The sequence below is a fragment of the Cryobacterium flavum genome (assembly GCF_900103805.1).
In the GTDB taxonomy this organism is placed as follows: domain Bacteria; phylum Actinomycetota; class Actinomycetes; order Actinomycetales; family Microbacteriaceae; genus Cryobacterium; species Cryobacterium flavum.
This window is the reverse complement of the sequence record NZ_FNIB01000001.1, coordinates 198,011-215,183: the sequence shown is the minus strand read 5'-3', so window position 1 is coordinate 215,183 and position 17,173 is coordinate 198,011. Positions and strand designations below refer to the sequence as shown.

The following is a 17,173-nucleotide window of genomic DNA, read 5'->3' as shown; positions in this document are numbered from 1 at the left end:
TGGGTTGAGTCGGTTATACGAGGTAGTCGGCCAGGTCCTTCTCGAGCTGCGGCTTCGGCTTGGCGCCGATGACGGTCTTGACGACCTCGCCCTTCTGGAAGACCTTCATCGCAGGGATGGAGGTGATCTGGTACTTGGCGGCCAGAGCGGGGTGCTCATCGACGTTGAGCTTGACGATGTCGAGCTTGTCGGCGTTTTCGGCCGCGATCTGGTCGAGAATGGGGCTGACGGCGCGGCAGGGGCCACACCACTCGGCCCAGAAGTCCACCAGAACGGTCTTCTCGTTGTTGATGACTTCCTGTTCGAAGTTGGCCTCTGTTACGGCGCGTGCAGTCATGTGTGTCTCCTTCTTGGGTAACTTAGTACTGGTAAACTTAGGTTTTAGTAAAATCAGACGAGTTCGGGTTCACTGGCCGAGGCCAGCAGGTCCTGGGGAAGAGTGCTGAGGTAGTGCTCTGCATCGAGGGCGGCCGCGCAGCCGGAGCCAGCAGCCGTGATGGCCTGGCGGTAGCTGGAGTCGATCACGTCACCGGCCGCGAAGACACCGGCCTGGCTGGTCAGGGATGACCGGCCCGCGACGGCAATGGTGCCCTCGGGGGTGAGGTCGAGCTGCTTGTGCACGAGGTGCGTGCGCGGGTCGTTGCCGATCGCCACGAACACGCCGCCGACCGGAAGGCTGCTCTCGGTGCCGGAGACGGTGTCGCGCAGGGTCAGACCATCGACGGCCTCGGTGCCGGTGATACCGACGACTTCGGAGTTCCAAGTGAACTCGATCTTGTCGTTGGCGAAAGCACGTTCCTGCATGATCTTGGAGGCGCGCAGTTCACCCTTGCGGTGAATGACGTGCACCTTCGAGGCGAATCGGGTGAGGAAGGTGGCTTCCTCCATGGCGGAGTCGCCGCCACCGATGACGGCGATTTCCTTGCCCTTGAAGAAGAAACCGTCGCAGGTGGCACACCAGGAGACACCGCGGCCGGAGAGACGTTCTTCGTCGTTGAGGCCGAGCTTGCGGTAGGCGGAACCGGTGGCAAAAATAACCGTGAGTGCCTGCTCCACGTCACCATTACCGAGGGCGACCGTCTTGATCGGGCCGGACAGGTCGACCGATTCGACGTCGTCGTAGACGACCTCGGTGCCAAAGCGCTCTGCCTGCTCCTGCATCTTGGTCATCAGATCGGGTCCCTGGACGCCCTCCGGAAAGCCGGGAAAGTTCTCAACGTCGGTCGTGTTCATCAACTCACCGCCAGCCTCCACCGAACTGGCAATCAGAAGCGGTTTGAGGTTGGCCCGCGCGGCGTAGATTGCCGCGGTATAGCCGGCCGGTCCGGAACCGATGATGATGATCTGACGCACGCGCACACTCCTTGCAGTGGTGGGCAAGACGGGCAATATCCCGCCTCACGCTTCGATACAACACATCCTAATCCGATGCTATTCCGCGGCCTCCCAGCAAGAGCCGCCGGTACCCAGCCACCGCCAGCGAGGCGCACCACTCACAGGGGCGCTGAGCCGCGTGTCAGGCCGGGAACGCGTTAGCGGCCGAAGCGGCGCTGCAGGGGCGCCAGAAAGGCCGTGAGCTCGCCGCTGCGCATGACCAGGAGCAGTCCGAAGTAGGCCGCGGACATGACGACCCCGATCAACACCATGGAGACCATGGCCGTGAGCCTCGAGGACACGGCGAATCCGCAGTCGACATTGCCCCCCAGGAGGGTCGTGAGGGTCAGGCCGGCAGCCACTGGAATTATCACAGCGACCAGATATTTCACGAGACTGCGCAGAATGCGTCGTCCGTCGATACCGTGCATTCGGCGGCGCAGGAGAATGGCGGCCAAGATTGCCTGCAGCGTACCGGTCACCGTGATCGACGCGGCGATGCCAACGGCGATCCATTCCGTGGGCAGCCACGCGCAGGCCAGCACGGCGCAAATCAGCAGAACGACCTGGAACAGGGTGAAAAAGAACGGTGTACGCGTGTCACCGAGGGCGTAGAAGGTGCGCTGCAGAACGAACAACACGCAGAATGGCACCAGCCCCAGAATGAACGCGATGATGACGTTGCCGATCGACTGCACCTGGTCGAACGGTGTCACGAAGATCGCCGCAAACGGGTAAGCGCAGACCGCGATGACGGCCGCGGCGAGCACAATCACGAGCGACGTTCCCCGAATCGCGCTCGAGGCATCCGTTCGCACCAGTGACCAGCTTCCGAGTGCGGCATGTTCGCTCATGCGGGTGAAGTACGCCGTCGCGACCGACACCGTGATCACGGAGTGCGGCAGCATGAAAATTAGCCAGGCGGTGGCGAGAACGGCAACGGATGCCTCACCGTGTGCGAGCGTCACGACCTGCGTTTCGACAATGCCCGCGAAAGTCGTGAGCAGAAGCATCCCGAAGGTCCAGCTCGCCATTTTGCCGGCGGCACCGAGACCCACGCCGCGAAAATGGAAATCCGGGCGGTAGTGCAATCCGATGCGGCGCCAGAAGTAAAACAGCACGACGGCCTGGGTGATCACGCCGAGGGTGGCACTGCCGCCCAGTACGGCGACCATGGCCGACGTGATCTCGGCGGCCGATCGAGCACCGAACGGGTCAGGGCTGAACAGCGTCGCGAAAACGATCAGGCCGATGATGGCCACCAGGTTGTTGAGCACTGGCACCCAGGTGAACGGTCCGAAAGATTTGCGGGCGTTGAGCACTTCGCCCAGCAGGGTGTATAGCCCGTAGAAGAACATTTGCGGAAGGCACCAGTAAGCAAATGCCACGGCCAGTGCCTTCTCGTTCTGGGGGAGGTTCAAGCCGATGAACCCGGTGATGGTCGGGGCCAACAGGGTAGCGATGAGGGTCGTCGCAAACAGCACGACCAGGGCGAGGGTGAGCAGCTTGTTGATGTACGCCGTGCCACCGTCGGCGTGGAGGCTGGCTCGAACGATTTGCGGAACCAGAACGGCGGTCAGGATTCCGCCGGCCACGATCACATAGATGGTGTTCGGCAGCTGATTGGCGATCGCGAACGTGTCGGCCGCGGCACCGAACTGGCCGATGATGGCGGCCAAAACGATGACCTTCACGAAGCCGAGAATGCGCGACACTATCGTGCCGGAGGCCAAGAACGCACTGGCCCGGCCGATACCTCCACTGCCGCTGGGAGCCGGGTCAGGCATCGGGCACCGCCGTGGGTAACACCGTCTCTTCACTGACAGCGGATGCCTCGGCCGATTTCTCGCGGCGTCGGCGCACGATGTTGCGCCAGATACCAAAACCGAAGAAGCCGACGACGAGAATGGCGAAGATACTCGCGCCAACACCTTCCCAGTCGGCGCGCACGCTGACATCGATCGGAGCCGGCTGGCCGAGCGGGGTGCCATTCAGGGTGAACAGGGTGACCCGCAGGACGACATCGCCGTTACCGACAGCGGCGCTGAGGGGTACGGAGACGGCCTGCGCGGAGTTCGGCTGAATGGTCGTCTCGAGGGTTTCACCGACCACGAGTCGCCCGTTGGACGGCACGATCTCGGTGCGCACGGTGACGGCCTGGTCCAGGGCGTTGTTGAGCGTTATGCGCAGGTCGACCTTGCTGCCCACCACAATGATCGGCCCGCGGGTGGTCACGGTCACGGCGTGGATCAGGTCGAAGGAGGCAGCGAGGTTCGCCCGCACCTGGTCAGCCCAGGCCTCAGTCTGCGAGGCCCAGGTTGTGTCCAGAAGGGTCAGCAAATCCAATCGCGCCGGCGCGGTGAACGCCAGCGGATCGGCCAGAATGGTCGCGAATTCGGCGATTGCCGCCTCGCGCTGCAACAGCGATCGGGCGAGCGTGACCCGGTTAGTGTCAATGGCCTGGTCCCGAAAAGTCACCGTAGTGCCCGGGGCGGAATCCAGGGCAGCCTGCAGCGGGGCCGCGTTCGACCAGGTCGTCGAATCGAGGGCCGCAAGCGTCTGAGCGACCCGGGTCGCGCTTTCCTGACTGCTGCGGTTGAAGGTGACCAACAATGTGCGTGCCGAGTTGGGGTTCTCCGCAGACACAACCGCGAGCAGCGAAGCCGCCTCGGAGACGCTGACCCGCCACTCGTCCTCGGTCGTGGCTTCGGCCGCGGTACGGATGGCGGCCGACAGTGCGGAGTCGCTGACCAGACCAAGCCCGCCCGGAAGAGCGAACGCGGTATTCGGCGTGAAGACGTCTGACTGTTCGACGTTCCCGCTGGAGAGGATGGTCGTGGTCAGGCCGCTCGCGGCAAAGACGTCAAGATCGGCGCGCGCAACCTGCCCGGCGACCGGCCAGCCGATAGCGGTGCTCGTGTAGTTCCAGGCCAGCAGGTCGCTGGTCGAGGGGATGACCGTTGCGCCGGGTTCCGGCGTGGGTGTCGGGGTGGGTGTCGGAGACGCGGTGGCTTGGGCCCTGGCTCGTGACGTGACGCTGGGCACATCGGTCGGGTCGGTGGTGTCTTCCGGGAGCGGTGTGGCCGAGGGCACGACGAACAGGCTCGCGTCGATCGCCGACACGAAAGAGGTGGGCGCGAGCAGCGTCGTGGCGCCCGCCTGCGCTTGCAACGCGATGTCGGCATCCGCGTAGCCGAGCGGGAAGATGTCATTGCTCGCACCGGCCAGACGGTCGAGCCAGGCCACGGCCGACGCCGGAGCGGCCGTGCCGAGCACTCGAATCGAGGCGATGATCTGCGGATCTATGGCGATCGTCGCGGTGGGCGCATCAATGGCGACATCCAGTTGGCGCGAGAGCAGACCGACCGAGCTCGTGTACGACTCGAGTGCCTTCGAGGTGATCAGGCCGGTCGCGCTTTCCGGGGTCGTGATCGGCAAAATAGCGGCGAGAGCGACCGGGGTGATCGCGCTGCCCTGGGACCAGACAAACGTGCCGCGGCCCTCAGCTTGAATCACGTCACCCGCAACGAGAATCGCGGCGATCCCACGCGCTCCCCACGCGTTGTCATCTGTCAATCCCACGGCCGCAGCCGGAACCGTGACGCTCAGGTTCGTGCTGGCACCAGCCGGAATACCTTCCGTGGTGGGCACGCTCACCAGCTGGTCGCCGGAATTTGCGTCGTCATCGGGCCGGAGCCAGCTATCGAGTGCCGCCCGGGTGGTCAGCGCGAGCTGCGCGAGGTACACATCGACTCGGCCGATCGGAATGTCGGCGCTGGTGTTGTTGTGCACGGTCACCGTTAGAACCAGGTCCTGGCCAGGTACCAGCTGCGGCGACGTGGTCGGCGCGACCGTGACGCCGACGGTGTCAGCGGGGGTGGTGGCGCTCGCGACGGAGCCGGTCGCCGGGTCGGCCTGAGCCGACGCTAGAACGAAGATCGGTGCAAAAATCAGCGACGCCAGGGTCAGAGCTCCCACCAGAAACGCCGTAATCGGCCCGGGCCGGCGACGACTCATCGCGCGCCGGGCCGGGCGCACGGCGCTGCACGCGGCAGCCGGGAGCGCGGGCCGATGCGCGGAATCTGACTCGGCCACCATAGGGGGATTCTACGGCGTGTCAGCCTAGAGCCGCCTGCACCGAGTCTGCGTGCCCCCCTGATGGCAACTAATATGGGGCATATGCAGAGCGTCGCGGCAGCCCTCGCACGACTGGGCGACCTGGCTGCCACCCCCACCGTTTCTCGTCTCGCGAACGCATTTGCTGCGGTCGGCCACGAGCTGGCCCTGGTCGGCGGCCCGGTTCGCGATGCGTTCCTGGACCGCCCGCTGCACGACCTTGATTTCACCACGGATGCGACACCGGATCAGATTCTCGCGCTCGTCAAACCCCTCTCCGAAGCCCAGTGGGACATCGGTCGGGCGTATGGCACGATCGGTGCGAGCCTCGCCGGTGAAACCGTGGAGATCACCACCTATCGGGCGGACAGCTACGATGGCACCACCCGCAAACCCGACGTGGTGTTCGGTACCAGCCTGGAACCCGACCTGCTCCGCCGGGACTTCACCGTCAACGCCATGGCCCTGCGCCTGCCCCAGCTCACGCTCGTCGACCCGGCCGGCGGCATCGATGACCTGCTCGCCGGGCGCCTCCGCACCCCGAGCACTCCGGAGGTGTCCTTCGGTGACGACCCGCTGCGGATGCTGCGCGCGGCTCGGTTCACGGGCCAGCTGGGTTTCACGCTGGATCTGGATACCGCAGTGGCCATGGAGAAGATGCGGGAAAGCATCCGTATCGTGTCGGCCGAACGCATCGGCGACGAACTCTCGAAGCTGTTGGTCTCCAGGGACCCGCGCGCCGGCATCGAGGTACTGATGGAATCGGGCCTGGCCGAGATCGTGCTGCCGGAGATTCCCGGCCTGCGGCTCGAGATCGACGAGCACCACCACCACAAGGACGTCTACCAGCACACGCTCACGGTGCTGGAGCAGGCGATGGGCTACGAGACCTCGCGCGGCAACCTGGAGGCCCCAGACCTGATCGTGCGTCTCGCCGCCCTGCTGCACGACATCGGCAAGCCGGCCACCCGCAAGCTGGAACCCGGCGGCGTCGTGAGTTTCTACCACCACGACGTGGTGGGTGCCAAGCTCGCCAAGAAGCGCCTGCGCGCCCTGCGCTTTGACAACGACACCATCAACGCCGTCGCCCGTCTGATCGAGCTGCACCTGCGATTCTTCGGCTACACGGAGGGCGCCTGGACCGACTCGGCCGTGCGCCGGTACGTGCGCGACGCCGGCGACCAGCTGGAACGGCTGCATATTCTGACCCGCGCCGACGTCACGACCCGCAACCGGCGCAAGGCCGACCGTCTCGGCTTCGCCTACGACGACCTGGAACAGCGCATTGCCGCGCTGAACGAGCAGGAAGAGCTCGGAGCCCTGCGTCCCGACCTTGACGGCGAGCAGATCATGGTGGTGCTCGGCCTGAAGCCAGGCCGCGAGGTGGGAGAGGCCTACCGGTATCTGCTCGAGCAGCGTCTCGATGATGGCCCGCTGGGTGAGGAAGAAGCCACCCGCCGGTTGGTTCAGTGGTGGGCGGAGCGTGCGGAGTAGAGGGAGGCTCCGTCGACGCAGTGCGATCACCGGCTATGCCCTTCTCGCCCCCAGCCTGTTCGGTGTGGTCTGCTTTCTCCTACTCCCGGTGCTGGTCGTGCTCTGGCTCAGCTTTCAGAGCTGGGACCTGATCGGCCCGATCACCTTCGTCGGTCTCGACAACTACCAGTCCGTTCTCAGCGACGGTGTCTTCGGCAATTCCCTGCTGGTCACGCTGATCTTCGTTGCCCTCGTCGTGCCGATTCAAACCCTGATCGGGCTCGGCGCGGCGACACTGCTCACCCGAGGTCTGCCGGGGTCGGCCTGGTTTCGCACCATCTACGTGTTGCCGTGGATTTGTGCTCCGCTGGCTCTCGGAGTCGTGTGGAAGTGGATTCTCGCGCCGACCGACGGAGCCCTGAACACCCTGCTCGGTCAGCGCGTTGAGTGGCTCAGCGACCCAGCGCTCGCATTGCCGGCCGTGGCTGCCGTGGTGATCTGGACCAACGTCGGCTACGTCACGCTGTTCTTCATGGCCGGGCTGCTCAACATTCCAGGGCAGATTCTCGAGGCGGCCCGCATCGACGGTGCCGGCGCGGTAAAGATGTTCTGGCACATCAAGCTGCCACTGCTGCGTCCTACCATGTTCTTCGTGCTCGTCACCACGGTCATCTCGGCCTTTCAGGTCTTCGACCAGGTGTACGCGCTCACCCAGGGCGGCCCGGCACGATCAACGGATGTCGTAGCGGCGCGCATCTACTACGAAGCTTTCGACGCCTTCGACCTCGGTCGTGCGGCCGTCATGGCGGTCGTTCTGCTGGTCATCCTGGTGGTCATCACCCTCGCCCAGCAGTTCTATTTTCGCCGGAGGGTCACCTATGAAATGGACTAGATTCTCCTCAACGGCCGCCGTCTACGTGGTGCTCGTGCTCGGTGCCCTGTTCACCCTCGGGCCGTTCCTGCTGAGCATCCTGACGGCGTTCAAGACCCGGGAGCAGTTCGCGCAGGAGCCAGCCCTGAGCTGGCCTGACCCATTCACGCTCGACAATTTTGCGCTGCTGCTGACCGGACCGGCACAATTCGGTCGTGCCATCGTGGTCACGATCCTGGCGGCGGTACTGATTCTGGTCGGGCAGCTGATCTGCTCGATTCTCGCCGCCTATGCCTTCGCTCGGGTTGATTTTCCGGGCCGCCAGGTGTTGTTTTGGGTATACCTGTCGACCCTGATGATCCCACCCGTCGTGCTGGTCATTCCCCTGTACCTGATGATGACCGAGGCCGGGCTGCGCAACTCGTTCTGGAGTCTCGTGCTGCCGTTCGCGTTTGCTTCCCCCTACGCGATCTTCCTGCTGCGCGAATACTTTCGTGGAATCCCCCAGGAACTCATCGATGCTGCCCGGCTCGACGGTGCGAACACCCTCGACGTGCTGGTCGAGATCGTCGTGCCACTGTCGCGTCCGATTATCGCCACGGTGACCCTGATCACGATCGTGAGCAACTGGAACAGTTTCATGTGGCCGCTCGTGGTCACGACCGGAAGTGAATGGCGGGTCGTGACCGTCGCCACAGCGAGCCTGCAAAGCCAGTTCAATGGCAACTGGACCCTCGTCATGGCGGCCACGACGCTCGCCCTAGTGCCGCTGCTCCTGTTGTTTCTCCTGTTTCAGCGCAGCTTTGTGCGGTCGATCACCATCTCGGGATCTGCGTAGGCTGGTTCACTGGGGAAGGTTCGATCCGTCAATAAAGGACATCATGGCCAAGCGTTCCACCATCATTGCTGCCGGCGTTGCCGGCGTGTTGCTCGTCATTGCCGGGGCCGTCACGGCCCTGAACTTCTCCAGCTCCGAATCATCCAGCGATGCCACCACCGTGACCGTGCGTCTCTGGGATGAACAGGTCGCGGCCGCCTACGAGAAGTCCTTCTCCGCCTTCGAACGGGACAACCCCGACATCCAGGTCGGCGTCGAAATCGTGCCGTGGGACGACTATTTCGAGAAGCTTCGCACCGACGTCGCCGGTGCTGGGGCGCCCGACGTCTTCTGGGTCGACGGCGGCAGCTACCCCGCTTACGCCGACGCGGGGGCGCTGCTTGACATTACGACGGCCCTGCCAGCGGATGCCCAGGCCGGCTGGTCCGCACCCGTCGTCGCCCAGTACACCAGGGACGCCACGCTGTGGGGAGTGCCGCAGCTGGCCGACCCCGGCATTGCGGTGTATTACAACGCTGACCTGCTCGGTGATGCCGGCCTGACCGCCGACGACGTGTCCGCACTCACCTGGGATCCCACCGGTGACAACGACACCCTCATTGGCGTGCTGCAGAAACTCACCAAGGACTACAACGGGAACACGGCCGACAGCGCCGAGTTCGACGGTTCCAACCTCAGCCAATATGGCTACAACGCCGGCTACGACCTGCAGGCGATGGTGCTGAATTACCTGGCCTCCAATGGTGCCCAGTTTCAGGACGAGTCCAACCAGTATGCCTTCGCGTCCGACGCCGGCATCGCCTCGTTCCAGTACCTGGTCGATCTCATGAACAAGTGGCAGGTCGCTCCGTCGGCCGCCGATACGAACACCAACGGCGACTTCAGCCGCGAGCAGTTTCTGCAGGGCAAGATGGCCCTGTTTCAGAGTGGTGTCTACAACCTCGCCAACGTGAGCGCCGGGGCGAACTTCGATTGGGGCGTTGTGCGCCTGCCCAGCGGCCCGGCCGGTGCGATCAGCGGTGTCGATGGCATCGCGGCCGCCGGTAATGCGGCATCCCAGCATCCGGCCGAAACGCAGCGGGTCTTGGAATGGCTCGGGAGTGCCGCCGGATCAGAATTCATCGGGGCATCCGGTGCGGCGTCTCCGGCCGTGCTGGCCGCGCAGCCGGCCTACGCGGCCTATTGGACTTCGGAGAATGTCGACATCAGCCCGTTCTACGACGTGCTGGCCGCCGGAACGGCGCCGGCACCGCGGGGAGCCGGTTGGCCGGCCGCCGAAAACGCCATGCGGCCGCTGCTCGACGAGGTATTCATCGGCCGCACGCCAGTGGACTCCGGTGTCCGTGCCGCCCAGAATGCCGCTAATGCCACTCAGACCGAGTAGGTCGACCCAACGACGGGCAGGTCGACTGGCGTATGCGCGCGGCATCCGGTAGTCTGGACAGGTTGCCTGCGTGCCGGATTCCCGGCCTCCGCCTGCAGCACATGCACAACCCTCCTGTTGCAGAAATTCTGCAGCCGTTTTAGTCCGAAGGAGGTGGGTTAGTCATGCATCAGTACGAACTTATGGTTATCCTCGATCCCGAGATCGATGAGCGCACCGTTGCTCCCAGCCTTGACAAGTTCCTCAACGTTGTTCGCAACGATGGTGGCAGCATTGACAAGGTTGATGTCTGGGGTCGTCGTCGTCTCGCTTACGAGATCAACAAGAAGACCGAAGGCATTTATGCCGTTGTTGACTTCACCGCGAACGCCTCAGCCACGGTCGAGCTCGACCGTCAGCTGAAGCTGTCCGAGGCCGTCATGCGCACCAAGGTGCTCCGCGCCGAAGAGGGCATCGCCCAGGTCGTCGTTGCCACCAAGCTGGCCGCAGAGAAGGCTGCTCGCAAGGCTGCCAACCCGAAGGTCATCGCTGCCAAGGCTGACGCTGCTGCTGCAGCCGCTGCCGCTCCGGCCGCCAAGGTCGCCGCTGCTGCCAAGCCTGTCGTAGCAGAAGCCGTCGTTGCAGAGGCTCCGGCCGCTGCTGCGAAGGCCGATGCTGCTGCTCCGGTTGCTGCTGCCTCCACCGCGGTTCCCGCCGCGAAGGTTGCCGCTGCCAAGCCTGCTGCTGCCAAGGCGACTCCTGCGCCGGCCGCTGCCGACAAGGCAAGCGACAAGTAGCCCATGGCTGGCGAGACCGTAATCACCGTGGTGGGCAACCTCACCAGCGATCCGGAACTGCGTTACACGCAGAACGGGCTGGCGGTTGCCAACTTCACCATCGCTTCCACTCCGCGTACGTTCGATCGTGCGGCCAACGAGTGGAAAGATGGCGACGCGCTGTTCCTGCGTGCGAGCGTTTGGCGTGAATTCGCCGAGCACGTTGCAGGTTCACTGACCAAGGGGTCGCGTGTCATCGCTTCCGGGCGTCTCAAGCAGCGTTCGTATGAGACAAAGGAAGGTGAAAAGCGCACGAGCATGGAGCTCGAGATCGACGAAATTGGTCCTTCGCTGCGCTACGCCACCGCTTCCCTCACTCGTGCGCAGTCCTCCGGCCCTCGCAGTGGTGCACCCGCTGCCGGCGGCCAGGGCAACGATGAGCCATGGGCACCCAGCGCCCCCGCCAAGACTGCTGCGCCAGCAGCATCTGGTGGAGACGTCTGGAACAGCCCAGGTAACTTCAGCGACGAGACCCCCTTCTAAGCTCGCCTAGCGCGTAGCTAACACCTCTTTTTAGAAAGTAAGGAAATCATGGCTGGAAAGTCGAGCGGCGACCGCCGCAAGCCGCTTCGCGGAGCTAAGGGTGGCAAGAACGCTGCTCCCGCGAAGTCGATTCGGGTTGGTGTCATTGATTACAAAGATGTCCCCACCCTGCGCAAGTTCATCTCCGAGCGTGGAAAGATCCGCGCCCGCCGCATCACAGGCGTTTCCGTTCAGGAACAGCGCCTCATCGCCCGTGCCGTCAAGAACGCCCGCGAAATGGCTTTGCTGCCCTACGCAGGCTCAGGCCGGTAAGGAAACCAAATGTCGAAATTGATTCTGACGCATGAGGTCTCCGGCCTCGGTGCACCCGGCGACGTCGTAGACGTCAAGAACGGGTTTGCTCGTAACTACCTCGTTCCCAAGGGCTTCGCTGTAGCGTGGACCCGCGGTGGCGAGAAGCAGATCGAGCAGATCAAGGCAGCCCGCGCTGCGCGAGAGCACGCCACCTTCGAAGAGGCTGAGGCGCTCAAGGTCAAACTTGAGAACACCAAGGTCACCCTGGTCGTCAAGGCCGGCGCCGGCGGACGCCTGTTCGGTTCGGTCAAGACCACGGATGTGGCTAACGCCGTTGCAGCCGCAGGTCTCGGCACGGTCGACAAGCGCAAGATCGAACTCACCGCCATCAAGCTGACCGGTGAGCACACGGCAACGGTTCGTCTTCGTGACGAGCTCAGCGCCACGATCACTCTCGTGGTCGTCGCTGCCAAGTAGCATCGCACCTCGGCAGGCCGGGCTTTTTGGCCGGTCGCCTGTACCACTCCCATAGCGGGGGGTTCCGTAAGGAATCCTCCGCTATGGGGCGTTAAGAGCCACTTTTGGGGCATTGACCCACTGCTTTTGTGCACAGGTGAGCATTCCTATCGGCAAGGTTCAAGGGTTGATTGAGGCTACTTTATTCACACCCATGTGCAGAACTTAAACTCCTGATGAACCAGCAGTTATTTGCAAATATTTAAAATCCGTCCACAAGTGAGTGCACAGGTTCTGCACAATCTCCACGGCGTTTCGCGCAGATTTTCCACAGAGTTATCCACAGGGGTGTTTGTGGGTCGTGCTACCGGCTCCTTAGGGTGATCCAGTAGCGGAATCTGGCTCGGGCTGGGTGAGTGCGTCCCGTGTCGGTGGGTCCTGATACACCTAGAGTCACGACAGTGAAAGAGGTACCGAGTGTCGATCGCCCATTTGGGCCTGGCCAACCAGCCAGCGTCAAACGAGTACGGTTCGTCGACCGGTGGTGGGCAGGGCCGTCTGGAGCGGCCCGCTGAAGCGTGGAAGTCGGAGCGGGCGCTGCCCCACGACCTTCTTGCCGAGCAGAGCGCCCTCGGGGGCATGATGCTCAGCAAGGACGCCGTCGCTGACGTCGTCGAAACCGTGCAGGGCGGAGACTTCTACATCCCCAAGCACGAGATCATCTTCGACGCGATTCTCTCCCTCTACGCCCAGGGCGAGCCGACCGACGTCATCACGGTCACCGATGAGCTCACCAAGGTCGGTGAACTGTCCCGTGCCGGTGGTGCGGACTACCTGCACACCCTGACGAGCCTGGTGCCCACCGCTGCCAACGCGGGGTTCTACTCCACCATCGTCGCCGAACGCGCGCTGCTGCGCCGGCTGGTGGAAGCTGGTACGCGCATCGCGCAGATGGGCTACGCCGCCGAGGGTGAGGTGCTCGACCTCGTCAACACGGCTCAGGCCGAAATCTACGCCGTCACCGGGGGCACCCAGACCGAGGACTACGTTCCGCTCACCGACGCTGTGACGGCGGCCATCGAAGAAATCGAGGCCGCCAAGCTCAAAGACGGCCAGATGAGCGGCGTACCCACGGGCTTCGCCGACCTCGACGAACTCACCAACGGGTTCCATGGTGGCCAGCTCATCATCGTGGCCGCCCGTCCGGCACTGGGTAAGTCCACCCTCGCCCTCGACTTCGCGCGGTCGGCCTCGATCCACCACAACATGCCGAGCATTTTCTTCTCCCTCGAAATGGGGCGCAGTGAAATCGCCATGCGCCTGCTCGCGGCGGAGGCATCCGTTCCCTTGCAGAGCATGCGCAAGGGCACCGTCGAGGCCCGCGACTGGACCACTATTGCGGCCACCCGCGGTCGCATCAACGACGCGCCGCTCTACATCGACGACAGCCCGAACATGACCCTGGTCGAGATTCGAGCCAAGTGTCGCCGGCTCAAGCAGCGCGTCGGGCTCAAGATGGTCATTATCGACTACCTGCAGCTGATGACCAGCGGCAAAAAAGTCGAGTCGCGACAGCAAGAGGTCAGTGAGTTCTCCCGGGCGCTCAAGCTGCTTGCCAAAGAACTGCAGGTTCCGGTTATTGCGCTGTCCCAGCTCAACCGAGGTCCGGAGCAGCGCGCCGACAAGATGCCGGCCATCTCCGACCTTCGTGAGTCGGGTTCGCTCGAGCAAGACGCCGACATGGTGATTTTGCTGCACCGCGAGAGTGCCTACGAGAAGGATAACCCGCGCGCCGGTGAGGCCGACCTCATCGTGGCCAAGCACCGGAACGGCCCCACCCGCACCGTCACCGTTGCCTTCCACGGCCACTACTCCCGGTTCGCTGACATGGTGGCCGGCGGGTAGCTCGGCACTGCTTCATGCAGGAGCCTGATCGTGCCGGGCCCGGTTCGTCGCGGCCAAGCGCACCGCGTGCAGCCCGCTCGCAGATCCGCACGGTCTCGCCGCGTAGACTGAGCCTGACAAATTTTGCAACGAAAGAGGTCGTGCGTGGCAAACGCCCAGGCACCATCACACGTCGGTTCCGGGTACTGGTCCGTGGCCGTTGGGCGCGCCCTGATCGCCGTGGTTCCCGCAGCGATCATCACTTTCAACCGGGACCACTCGGCTCAGCTTGGTCTGCTCGTATTCGGTGTTTTCGCGCTCGCGAGTGGCCTGCTCCTCGTTCTCACCGGCCCGCGTACCCTTACCGTCGCTGCCGACCGCAGCCTGTTTCTGATCCAGGGCATCGTGAGCATGGTCGCCGGCGCGGCAGCGCTCGGTTTTCACGCCGGAGGCCACGGGTTCTTTCTCTTCATCGTGAGTGTCTGGGGAGCCGTCACCGGCTTTCTCGAGATCTATGCCGGCATCCGGGTGCGCAAACGCCCGCTGCCAGCCAAAGACTGGCTGTATACCGGAATCGGCACCGCGATCCTCGCCCTGCTCTTTCTGCTTCTGCCGCCCAATCCGGTCGTCTCGGTCGGCCTCTTCGGTGCCTACCTGGTCTTTCTCGCTGTTTTTCTGCCCATCGCCGGCCTCTCCATCAAATGGGATTCGCCCAGGCAGCGCCGCGACGCCGCCGTACCAACGAACACCGCACCAACGAACACCGCGCCTAAAGATTTGGACTCACTGTGACCAAGAAGACCCCTGGCGCGCCCAACTCGGCGCACCAGCCCAGCCGCTCTGACCGACTGAAGCCGGTCGAATTGCTCGCCATTTCGGCCGGAATGGCCCTGTTCGTCGGGCTGACCATTCTGGGCACCACGCGCGAGGTCATGCTCTCCGTTATCGGACTCGGCGTGACGTTCATCGTGGCGCTCGTGGTGATCGCCATGCTCGTGCTCGGCATGAAGCCCAATGCCTCGGAGCAGACCGACCTCGACGAGCAGAACGGACACTAGCCGGCACCGCAGCGCCAAAAAAGCACCTTCGTCCCTGTGGGCGAAGGTGCTTTCCTGTAACTGGTGACGACTACGGCAGGTAGTCAACCAAGGCGGCGGCGAGGCCGACGTAACTACCAGGGGTCAGGGCCCGAAGGCGGGTCTTGGCCGCTTCGCCAATATCGAGGGCCGAAACGAATGCCGCCAGGTCCGCGCTCGTGATGCGTTTGCCGCGGGTCAGCTCCTTGAGAAGGGCATATGGGTCTTCGATGGACGAGCGGCCGGCCGAGACTTCAGCGCGAATCACGGTCTGAATCGCCTCGCCCAGAATCTCCCAGTTGGAGTCGAGGTCGCTCGCCAGCAGCGCACGGTCTATGTCGATCTCGCCGAGGCCCCGCAGGATATTGTCGAGCGCGAGCAACGAATGCCCGAAGCCGACTCCGATGTTGCGCTGGGTGGTGGAGTCGGTGAGGTCGCGTTGCAGGCGGCTGGTCACGAGGGTAGCCGCGAGTGAGTCCAGGATGGCGCAGGACAGTTCGAGGTTGGCTTCCGCGTTCTCGAAGCGAATCGGGTTGATCTTGTGCGGCATCGTCGAGGAGCCGGTGGCACCGACCTGGGGAATCTGGCGGAAGTAGCCGATTGAAATGTAGGACCAGATGTCGGTGGCCAGGTTGTGCAGAATGCGGTTTGCGTGGGATGCGCGGGAGTACAGCTCGGCCTGCCAGTCGTGCGACTCGATCTGCGTCGTGAGCGGGTTCCAGCCGAGGCCGAGACCCTCGACGAACTCGCGCGAGACGGCCGGCCAGTCAACGGACGGATCGGCGACCACGTGGGCGGCGAAGGTTCCGGTGGCGCCACTGAATTTGCCCAGGTATTCGCCGGCCTCGATCTGCCGCACGATGCGTTCGAGGCGGTAGGCGAACACGGCGAGTTCCTTACCCATGGTGGTCGGCGTCGCGGGCTGCCCGTGGGTACGGGCCAGCATCGCATCCGCTCGAAATTCCAGCGAGTTGCTGCGAAGTGCTCCGATCACGAGGCGCAGTTTGGGCAGCCAGACGGTCTGCACGGCATCCCGCACGGTGAGGGCATAGGAGAGGTTGTTGATGTCCTCGCTGGTCGCCGCGAAGTGGGTGAGCTCGCTGATGTGATCGAGGCCCAGTGTGCCGAGGCGTCGGCGAACGAGGTATTCGACGGCCTTCACGTCGTGGCGGGTGGTGGCCTCGAGCTCGGCCAGTTCGTCGATCTCGGGCTGGCCAAAGTCGGTCACGAGCGTGCGCAGGGCGAGTTTCTGCTCGTCATTCAGGGGCGCGGAACCGAACAGGCTGCGGTCGGTGAGGGTGATCAGCCACTCCACCTCGACGCGCACGCGGGCCCGGTTGAGACCGGCCTCGGACAGGAACTCGCCCAGATCGGAAACGGCGGCTCGGTAGCGGCCATCAAGCGGGCTCAGAACCTGTACGGGTAGGTGACTCATCGGACTCCCTGTCGAATTGCGGGTGCAAGTTGTTTCACAAGTGCGTGACTTGCCCTCTCAATCATGCCTAATACGGCGTCAAACAACGCATCGTCGGAATAGTAGGGGTCAGGCACGTCGAACAGGGCGGCCTGCTGGGCGTCAAAGCTCAGCAGCAGGCGCACCTTGGCGCGATCGCGATCCTCCAGGGCCCAGTTGCGCAGAATGCGCTCCTGGCTGCGGTCGAGCACGACGACGAGGTCGTGCTCGGCGAACCACAGCGGGTCAAACTGGCGGGCCCGATGGTGGCTGCCGTCGTAGCCGCGCTTGGCCAGGGCCGTGATCGTGCGACCGTCGGCTTGCTCACCCACATGCCAGTCTCCGGTGCCGGCCGAGCTGCTCGCGATGAGACGTCCGAGTCCGAGTTTCGTGACGAGGTCGCGCAGCACAACCTCGGCCATGGGCGACCGACAGATATTTCCGGTGCAGACGAAAATGATTCGAAACGGCGTCGACTCGTCGGGGGTGAGTGACGCGAAGGACATGTCTTCCATTCTGGAGCAGTTTCGCCTTCTCCACACGCCCAGTATTCGGTCTCTGTGCACAGATTGCGCGACGGGCAGCCGGGTGCGTCGCGGATTCTGCGACGATTGTCGCGACCTGGAGGTGTCATGGACGCAGTGGGGCGGATGCCG

At 63.9% G+C, this 17,173-nt stretch carries 16 protein-coding genes and 1 pseudogene; 11 read left to right on the top strand and 6 right to left on the bottom strand.

What is annotated here, in order from left to right; all coding sequences use genetic code 11:
* Nucleotides 1-13: 13 nt before the first annotated feature.
* From trxA to BLS91_RS01000, 4 genes are all read right to left on the bottom strand, one after another.
* On the bottom strand, nt 14-337 hold the full coding sequence (trxA, locus tag BLS91_RS01015) for a thioredoxin (RefSeq protein WP_092338350.1): 324 nt from the start codon (nt 335-337) through the stop codon (nt 14-16).
* Between the two features lie 53 nt (nt 338-390).
* A complete protein-coding gene (gene trxB, locus BLS91_RS01010; RefSeq protein WP_092338349.1) occupies nt 391-1,353 on the bottom strand; it encodes a thioredoxin-disulfide reductase in 963 nt (320 codons plus the stop codon).
* Between the two features lie 179 nt (nt 1,354-1,532).
* The gene (murJ, locus tag BLS91_RS01005) at nt 1,533-3,161 is read right to left on the bottom strand and encodes a murein biosynthesis integral membrane protein MurJ (protein WP_092338347.1); all 1,629 of its coding nucleotides are present in this window, start codon (nt 3,159-3,161) and stop codon (nt 1,533-1,535) included.
* Nucleotides 3,154-5,472: a DUF6049 family protein gene (locus tag BLS91_RS01000; RefSeq protein ID WP_092338345.1), complete on the bottom strand. Its 2,319-nt coding sequence runs from the start codon at nt 5,470-5,472 to the stop codon at nt 3,154-3,156. Before BLS91_RS01000 ends, murJ begins: the two co-directional genes overlap by 8 nt.
* Nucleotides 5,473-5,553: 81 nt before the next feature.
* Between BLS91_RS01000 and BLS91_RS00995 the strand changes: the two genes are divergently transcribed.
* The 11 genes and pseudogenes from BLS91_RS00995 to BLS91_RS00945 all read left to right on the top strand — a co-directional run bounded on the left by BLS91_RS00995 (nt 5,554) and on the right by BLS91_RS00945 (nt 15,046).
* Nucleotides 5,554-6,984, top strand: coding sequence for a CCA tRNA nucleotidyltransferase (locus BLS91_RS00995; protein ID WP_092338343.1), 1,431 nt, complete (start codon nt 5,554-5,556; stop codon nt 6,982-6,984).
* Between the two features lie 64 nt (nt 6,985-7,048).
* Nucleotides 7,049-7,855, top strand: a complete 807-nt coding sequence (locus BLS91_RS00990) for a carbohydrate ABC transporter permease (protein ID WP_369827319.1) — start codon at nt 7,049-7,051, stop codon at nt 7,853-7,855.
* Nucleotides 7,842-8,672 (top strand): carbohydrate ABC transporter permease, encoded by an 831-nt coding sequence (locus BLS91_RS00985; RefSeq protein WP_092338339.1) that lies wholly within the window; start codon nt 7,842-7,844, stop codon nt 8,670-8,672. The genes BLS91_RS00990 and BLS91_RS00985 overlap by 14 nt, the downstream gene beginning before the upstream one ends.
* Nucleotides 8,673-8,715: 43 nt before the next feature.
* Nucleotides 8,716-10,056: an ABC transporter substrate-binding protein gene (locus BLS91_RS00980; RefSeq protein WP_092338337.1), complete on the top strand. Its 1,341-nt coding sequence runs from the start codon at nt 8,716-8,718 to the stop codon at nt 10,054-10,056.
* Nucleotides 10,057-10,220: 164 nt separating this feature from the next.
* Nucleotides 10,221-10,589: pseudogene (rpsF, locus tag BLS91_RS20270) on the top strand (30S ribosomal protein S6); the annotation flags it as partial.
* Nucleotides 10,590-10,835: 246 nt separating this feature from the next.
* Entirely contained in the window at nt 10,836-11,354 is a 519-nt protein-coding gene (locus BLS91_RS00970) for a single-stranded DNA-binding protein (RefSeq protein ID WP_092338335.1), read from the top strand.
* Between the two features lie 48 nt (nt 11,355-11,402).
* A complete protein-coding gene (rpsR, locus tag BLS91_RS00965) occupies nt 11,403-11,666 on the top strand; it encodes a 30S ribosomal protein S18 (protein WP_035835236.1) in 264 nt (87 codons plus the stop codon).
* A 9-nt stretch (nt 11,667-11,675) separates the two neighbouring features.
* On the top strand, nt 11,676-12,125 hold the full coding sequence (gene rplI, locus BLS91_RS00960) for a 50S ribosomal protein L9 (protein WP_092110565.1): 450 nt from the start codon (nt 11,676-11,678) through the stop codon (nt 12,123-12,125).
* A gap of 456 nt (nt 12,126-12,581) precedes the next feature.
* Nucleotides 12,582-14,009 carry a replicative DNA helicase gene (gene dnaB / locus BLS91_RS00955; protein WP_092338333.1) on the top strand — a complete coding sequence of 476 codons (1,428 nt, stop codon included), beginning with the start codon at nt 12,582-12,584 and terminating at the stop codon, nt 14,007-14,009.
* A gap of 144 nt (nt 14,010-14,153) precedes the next feature.
* Complete coding sequence (locus BLS91_RS00950; protein ID WP_092338331.1) at nt 14,154-14,780, top strand: hypothetical protein; 627 nt, start codon at nt 14,154-14,156, stop codon at nt 14,778-14,780.
* A complete protein-coding gene (locus BLS91_RS00945; RefSeq protein ID WP_092338329.1) occupies nt 14,777-15,046 on the top strand; it encodes a hypothetical protein in 270 nt (89 codons plus the stop codon). Before BLS91_RS00950 ends, BLS91_RS00945 begins: the two co-directional genes overlap by 4 nt.
* Nucleotides 15,047-15,116: 70 nt before the next feature.
* Here the strand turns inward: BLS91_RS00945 and purB are convergent, their stop codons facing one another.
* Together purB and BLS91_RS00935 are read right to left on the bottom strand one after the other, a co-directional pair.
* On the bottom strand, nt 15,117-16,499 hold the full coding sequence (purB, locus tag BLS91_RS00940) for an adenylosuccinate lyase (RefSeq protein ID WP_092338327.1): 1,383 nt from the start codon (nt 16,497-16,499) through the stop codon (nt 15,117-15,119).
* Nucleotides 16,496-17,023 (bottom strand): low molecular weight protein-tyrosine-phosphatase, encoded by a 528-nt coding sequence (locus BLS91_RS00935; RefSeq protein ID WP_092338325.1) that lies wholly within the window; start codon nt 17,021-17,023, stop codon nt 16,496-16,498. Before BLS91_RS00935 ends, purB begins: the two co-directional genes overlap by 4 nt.
* Between the last annotated feature and the right edge of the window lie 150 nt (nt 17,024-17,173).